General features: G+C 70.0%; 2 protein-coding genes. Both read left to right on the forward strand.

The window, feature by feature from the left end; genetic code table 11:
• On the forward strand, positions 1–788 hold a 788-nt coding region (locus RMO12_RS03590; protein WP_309638228.1), incomplete at its 5' end, for a type II secretion system F family protein.
• 32 nt (positions 789–820) lie between these two features.
• A partial coding sequence (locus tag RMO12_RS03595) for a tetratricopeptide repeat protein (RefSeq protein ID WP_309638229.1) occupies positions 821–2,254 on the forward strand: 1,434 nt, incomplete at its 3' end.

Here is a 2,254-nt window from a genome sequence, read left to right on the forward strand (position 1 = left end):
TCGACCGGCTGGCGCGTGCGACGCGGCCGCTGGCCAAGCTGTCGGCGCCGGGAGAAGGCTTCGAGGCGTCGGCGCTGCGGCGGCGTTTCGTCAATGCGGGCATCCGCAATGCTGCGGCGCCAGCGGCCTTTTTCGGCGTGAAGACGATCCTCGCGGTCGGCCTGCCGATGATCACCTTTGCCGGTCTCACCCTGCTGGGCTCTTCGGTCAAGGGCACCAACCTGCTGATGTGGCTGCTGCTGGCTGCGTCTGTCGGCTACTACCTGCCCAATGTGGTGCTGTCGCGCATGGTGTTCCTGCGCAAACGCGAAATCTTCGAAACTTTCCCCGACGCGCTCGACCTCATGACGGTGTGCATGGAAGCCGGGCTGGGCACCGAGGCGGCGCTCAATCGCGTGGCCGACGACATGGTTCACAAGAGCGAGGTGCTGAGCGACGAGATGCGCCTGGTGAACCTGGAGTTGCGCGCCGGTGCGCCGCGCGAGCGTGCCCTGCGCAACCTGGCGCTGCGCACCGGCGTGGAAGAAGTGGACGGCTTCGTCTCGATGATCATTCAGGCCGAGCGCTTCGGCACCAGCATTGCGCAGTCGTTGCGCGTGCATGCCGACATGCTGCGCACGCGCCGCCGCCAAAAGGCCGAGGAAGCGGCCGCGAAGATCGCGCTCAAGCTGCTGTTCCCGCTGATCTTCTTCATCTTCCCCTCGCTGATGCTGGTGCTCATGGGCCCGGCCATGATCCAGATCTACCGCGTGCTGCTGCCCACCATGAGCGGCACGGCGGGCCCTTGAACGAGCGCTTGTTTCCCAACAGGAGTGCGGCCATGCACGTCAAGTACCAGATCGGATGCGACCCCATCGCGGCGCGGCCGGCGATGGTCGAGCTGCCGGCGATGGCCGAGCCTCCGGCGCGACCGGCGGCGCTCACGTCGCGTCCAGCACGTCGCGCCACGAGCGGGCAGCGCAGTGTGAAGGCCTTACCACGGAAAGCGCCCTCCAAGGCGCCGCGCTCGTGTGCAGCGTCCTTGCGCCGCTTGGTGTTGCACACGCGCATGCCTGCGCCGGGCGTGGCTGCCGCGGTGCTGCTTGCGGCGGCCGGCTGCGCCAGCGTCGAGCCGATGTCGGCGCGCGCCTGGCGCATCGACCCGGTGCTCGAAGTGCGGCACTCGGCGGCAGCGGCCCCGGGGTATTACGCAATGGGTCGCTACCACGGCGGCATGCAGGCCTGGAGCAAGGCGGTCGATGCCTACCGGCAGGCGATCGCTGCAGAGCCGACTCATGCCGAAGCTCACAACGCGCTCGGCGTAGCGCTGGCCCAGCTTGGCCGTCACGACGAAGCCGAGCTGGCCTTGCGTGCGGCGGTTGCGGCGCAACCAGAGCGCGCGCACCTGCGCAGCAATCTCGGCTACGTGATGCTGCTCGCGGGCCGGCCGCGCGAGGCGCTGGTGGAACTGCGGACCGCCGTCAAGCTCGACCCCGACGACGCGGCCGCGCGCGGCAACCTGCGCGAAGCGGCCAGTCGCTGGGAGGATTTGCAGGCCCGTCAGACGCAGCTTGCCGACGTGCAAACCAACCCCGCGGCCGAGACGGTTGCCGTGCGTGCGGACATCCCGGCAGAAATGACTGCGACGGTGCATGCGCGAGTCGATCGCCCGGCCGAAGCAAGTGCTGCGGCGCATGAGCCGCCGCGCATTGCCGTGGTGATGGCCGCGTCCGTCACCGCGGCGGACCTGGCCGTGCCGACGGTCACGCGGGCCGATGCGGCGCCGCTGACGGTGATGGTCGCGCTCTCGCCGCACACCGTGCGCGTGTTTGACCAACCCACGGTCGCGGCTTGGCCGCGGGCCGACGCGTCGACGCCGTTCATCGAGCGCGAAAGCGAGGTTGCTTCCGCTGTCGTTACGTCGGCCTTGACGCACCAGCCCGTGCCCGCTGCTGCCGTGCCGGCCGTGGCGGACGCCGTCGACGCGTCGACCGCGGACACGGGCCTGCGGCTCGAGCTGAGCAACGGCAACGGCGTGGCCGGCATGGCCGCGCGGCTCGGGCAATGGCTGGCGCGCCAGGGCGTGCAAGCCAGTCGCCTGAGCAACCAGCGCCCGTTCGTACAGGCAGAGACTGTCGTCGAATACCGCAGCGGCCATGAAGCGGCGGCACGGCGCGTGGCGCAGGCACTGCCGCTCGCCACCCGGGCGGTCCCGGTGCTGCGCAAGGAGTTGACGGCCGACGTACGCATAGTGCTGGGGCGCGACTGGCGCAGC

Source organism: Methylibium sp. (assembly GCF_031393925.1).
Taxonomy (GTDB): Bacteria; Pseudomonadota; Gammaproteobacteria; order Burkholderiales; family Burkholderiaceae_C; genus Methylibium.